The organism is Aeromonas sp. QDB18, from assembly GCF_027705325.1.
GTDB classification, from domain to species: Bacteria; Pseudomonadota; Gammaproteobacteria; order Enterobacterales; family Aeromonadaceae; genus Aeromonas; species Aeromonas caviae.
Genome location: NZ_JAPDBQ010000212.1, coordinates 1 through 4,350, shown reverse-complemented (window position 1 = coordinate 4,350; position 4,350 = coordinate 1). Strand labels below are relative to the sequence as shown.

Sequence of the window (4,350 nt, the reverse complement as noted above, 5' to 3'; positions counted from 1 at the left end):
AAGCAAGCTGGGATGACAATTATCGGGCACAACTATTCTTTGGTTAAATAACCAACAAAGTATGCTCCCGCCCTGGGTATCAAACAGGATGGCCCGATCCCCCCGGGTGACGAGCACCGAGAGCCCCTGCCCCACGTCCAGCACCCGCACCTGCCAGGAAGCGGGAGCAGGCCAGAGGGCGAGTAGCAGGGCCGCCGCCACCGGCCCCCCCAGGGTGCGCCCTCCCGGCAGGTGCCATCCCGTCCACAGCAGGATCAGCAGGGCGCTGGCGGGCATCAGCCAGCCGGGCACCGGCCACCAGAGCTGCAGGCGATCCGCCAGCTGCGTGAGCCCCCACAGCACCCACTCCAGGCCGAAGGCGGAGACCCAGAGCAGGCCGTGGGCCAGCAACGTGGAGAGGGGCGCCACCAGCACGCCGATGAGCGCCAGGGGAATGATGACAAGGCAGAACAGCGGCAGTGCCAGCAGATTGAGCAGAAACGCCAGGGGCGCCATCCCCTCGAACAGCAGCAGTTGCAGGGGCAGCAATCCGAGTAGCAGCAGAAGTTGCAGCCGCACCAGGCCGGGGCGATCGTGCAGCAGGCTCGCCAGCAACAGCAGGGCCACCGCCAGAAAAGAGAGCCAGAACCCCGCAGAATAGAGGGCGAAAGGGTCCCACAATGTCAGTACCACAAAGGCCCACAGCCAGATCCGGTGGCTCGGCCAGTCCCGCTTTAGCCAGCGCAGCAGGCTCCACACCAGCACCATGATGAGGGCACGCTCGGTGGCCACCGCAAACCCCGCCAGCCAGCTGTAGGTGGCCGCGAACAGGAGTGACACGCAGATAGCCCCGCGCAGCCCGAACAGCCGCCCGAGCCACCAGCCGAGCACCGCTACCAGAGCGATATGCTGGCCCGAGATGGCGATGATGTGGGTCAGGCCGCTGCCGCGAAAGAGTTCCCACTGGGCATCCGTGATCCCTCCCTGTTCCCCGAAGGTGATGGCCGCCAGCAGGGGGGCCTGCGCCATCCCCTCCCAGGCGCGACTCGCCGCCGCCAGCCAGCGATCGCGCACACCCGGGGGCACGGCATCCAGGGCGATGACCCGGCGCAGGTTGCCGGTGGCGGTGATTCCCTTGCCAAGGAGCAGGCGCCGCCCATCCATCCCCGCTTCGTTGGCCAGGCCATGGGCCGGCTTGAGAGAGGTCACCAGGGTGACGCGGCTGCCGGCAGGCAACGGCGGCAACACCTGATAGGCATTGACCCGCACCAGGGGTGGCACGATGAGGGGGCGATCGTCCAGGGTGTCGAGGCGCAGCAGCAGGCGCGCAAATTTATCCCCCTCTTTCTCTCCCGAAGACTCCGTACTTTGCACGTGTGCGGTTATGATGTGGCTCGTTTTTTTGCCAAGCTGATCCAGCCAGGCAAGCCGGTAGTGCAAATTCACCTGCATCCAGAGGATGCCGAGCAGCAGAAACAGCAGCCGCCAGCAACGACCACCGGCGAGAGGAAGCGCGAGCAGCATCAGGCCACCCCATTCCCATGAAGGCAACCATGGCCAAAGCAGTGAGGAGCTTGCCCCCAGGGCAAACGACAACAGACGCAGATCCATGGAGCAAGTATTTAGCAAGGTTCAGAACATGCCCAAACGAATCATACAGCGCTGGCTACCCGACCCGGCGACCCTCAAGGAACACAAGCACTTGCGACTCTTTGGCAAGCTGCTGCTGGATGCCAACCTCTGGCATCTCAACCGGCGCTCCGCCGCCGGTGCCTGTGCGGTCGGCCTCTTCATGGCCTGGGTTCCCCTCCCCTGCCAGATGCTGCTGGCCGCTGGCGGCGCCATCGCCTGCCGGGTCAACCTGCCCCTCTCGGTAGCCCTGGTCTGGCTCTCCAACCCCCTGACCATGCCACCGCTGTTTTATGGCGCCTATCTGGTGGGCTGCCAGTTGCTGGGGCAACCCTCCCAGCACATCGAGATCACCTTCACCTGGGCCTGGCTGGTGTCGGTGTTCGAGACGGTGGCCCCGCCGCTCTTGCTGGGCTCCCTGGTGCTTGCCCTGCTGAGCGCCCTCGTCGGCTATGTCCTGGTTCGCGCGGGCTGGCGCCTGAGCACGGTGCGCCAGTGGCAAAAACGCAAGGTGGCGCGCCCATGCTGAATCGCTGGTTGGCCCGCTTCAAGATTGACCCCGATACCCTGCGCCAACAGAAGTGGTTCGCCCTCTTTGGCGAGCGACTGCTGACCCCCGCCCTCTGGCAAGGGGGAACGCGGGCCCTCTGTGGCGCCGTGGCGGCCGGGCTGTTCGCCAGCTGGGTCCCCATGCCCATGCACTCCCTGGTGGCCGTCGCCCTGGTGCTGGCGTTCAGCTTCAACCTGCCGCTGGCCCTCTTGGCGGTCTGGTTCAACAACCCGCTGACGCTCCCCTTCATGTACCTCTACGCCTATCGTACCGGTTGCCTGGTGCTGAACGAGACGCCAGCCCCCTTCCATCTCACCTGGTCCCTGCACTGGCTGGAGCAGGAAGCGGCTATCCTGGTGCCCCCCTTCCTGCTCGGCAGCCTGCTGCTGGCGGTGCTGAGCGCCGCCGCCGGCGCCTTGCTCACCCTGCTGCTGTTGCAACTGGGCAAACTGGCCCGCCCCCGCTAGGTTGCCAGCACGCCGTCCTTGTCTCGGGCGGCGTGCCTTGCCATCGTCTGCCTCTGCCACCACACTCCTTGTAACCCGTTGTTTTTCGACCCTCATTCGAAACAAGGAGCCCACCATGGCCGAACCGCTCACGCTGGCCCATGCCAATGGCAACCCCCTCTCCCTGCTCCCCGCCATGGCCAATCGCCACGGCCTCATCACCGGGGCCACCGGCACCGGCAAGACAGTCACCCTGCAGGTGCTGGCGGAGGGGTTTTCCCGCCTCGGCGTGCCGGTCTTTCTGGCCGACGTGAAGGGGGATCTGAGCGGCCTGGGCGCCGCCGGTACCCCCTCTGCCAAGCTGGATGCCCGTCTGGCCCAGCTCGGCCTTCAGGCACCCGACTTTGCCGCCAGCCCCACCCTGTTCTGGGATCTCTTTGCCGAAGAGGGCCACCCGGTGCGGGCCACCGTCTCCGACATGGGGCCTCTGTTGCTTGCACGCCTGCTCGGCCTCAACGACACCCAAAGCGGGGTGCTGGAGCTGGTGTTCAAGGTGGCGGACGACGAGGGGTTGCTGCTGCTCGATCTGAAAGACCTGCGGGCCATGGTGCAGTTTGCGGGGGAGCACGCCAAGACCCTCACCACCCGCTACGGCAATGTGTCAACCGCCTCCATCGGCGCCATCCTGCGCAACCTCCTCACCCTGGAGAGCGCGGGCGGCGATCACTTCTTCGGCGAGCCCATGCTGGACATCCAGGATCTGATGCAGACCGACGAGGCGGGCCACGGCCATATCAATGTGCTGGCCGCCGGCAAGCTCACCCAGTCCAGCCGCCTCTATGCCTGCTTCCTGCTCTGGCTGCTCTCCGAGCTGTTCGAACAGTTGCCCGAGATAGGGGATCCGGAAAAGCCCGTGCTGGTGTTCTTCTTCGACGAGGCCCATCTGCTGTTCAAGGATGCGCCCAGGGCGCTGCTGGAGAAAATTGAGCTGGTGGTGCGCCTCATCCGCTCCAAGGGGGTGGGCGTCTATTTTGTAACCCAGAGTCCGGCCGACATCCCCGACAGCGTGCTGGGGCAGCTTGGCAACCGGGTGCAGCACGCCCTGCGCGCCTTCACCCCGAGCGATCAGAAGGCGGTACGCATCGCCGCCAACACCCTGCGGGCCAACCCGGCCTTCGACGCCGCCGGAGCCATCACTGAACTGGGGGTCGGGGAGGCGCTCATCTCCCTGCTCGACGAGAAGGGGCGGCCCAGCGTGGTGGAGCGCGCCTTCATCGCGCCCCCGGCCAGCCGCATCGGCCCCCTGAGCGCGGCCGAGCGCCAGGCGCTTATTCAGGGCTCATTGCTCTACGGCAGATACGACACCCAGGAGGACAGGGAGTCCGCGTTCGAGCGACTTCAAGAGACATCGCCCGCCGCCGGTGACGAGACCGCTTCCCCACAGACCGACCAGAGCGGCGGTCTGCTGGATGCCTTGAATGGCATCCTGTTCGGTCGCACCGGCCCCCGTGGTGGCCAGCATGACGGGGTGGTGCAGACCGCCGCCAAGAGCGTGGCCCGCACCCTCGGCAACGAGGTGGGACGCCAGCTGATGCGCGGGGTGCTCGGCTCCCTACTGGGGAGCAGCAAGCGGCGCCGCTGATGCCGGAAAATGAAAAAGCCCGCCGTGTCGGCGCAATGCTGTTCAGATAAGCACATTTTTGACTAATTATTCATAAATGCGACTTGAGTTGGGGGAGCAAGGCT

4 protein-coding genes are annotated in these 4,350 nt (G+C 65.8%); 3 read left to right on the top strand and 1 reads right to left on the bottom strand.

The window, feature by feature from the left end:
- On the bottom strand, positions 1-1,590 hold a 1,590-nt coding region (locus tag OKC30_RS19925; protein ID WP_333563111.1), incomplete at its 3' end, for a ComEC/Rec2 family competence protein.
- Positions 1,591-1,618: 28 nt separating this feature from the next.
- Between OKC30_RS19925 and OKC30_RS19920 the strand changes: the two genes are divergently transcribed.
- The 3 genes from OKC30_RS19920 to OKC30_RS19910 all read left to right on the top strand — a co-directional run bounded on the left by OKC30_RS19920 (position 1,619) and on the right by OKC30_RS19910 (position 4,246).
- Entirely contained in the window at positions 1,619-2,137 is a 519-nt protein-coding gene (locus OKC30_RS19920; protein ID WP_010675237.1) for a DUF2062 domain-containing protein, read from the top strand.
- The gene (locus OKC30_RS19915; protein ID WP_102948610.1) at positions 2,131-2,625 is read left to right on the top strand and encodes a DUF2062 domain-containing protein; all 495 of its coding nucleotides are present in this window, start codon (positions 2,131-2,133) and stop codon (positions 2,623-2,625) included. The genes OKC30_RS19920 and OKC30_RS19915 overlap by 7 nt, the downstream gene beginning before the upstream one ends.
- Before the next feature lie 115 nt (positions 2,626-2,740).
- On the top strand, positions 2,741-4,246 hold the full coding sequence (locus tag OKC30_RS19910) for a helicase HerA-like domain-containing protein (protein ID WP_160837874.1): 1,506 nt from the start codon (positions 2,741-2,743) through the stop codon (positions 4,244-4,246).
- Positions 4,247-4,350 lie beyond the last annotated feature (104 nt).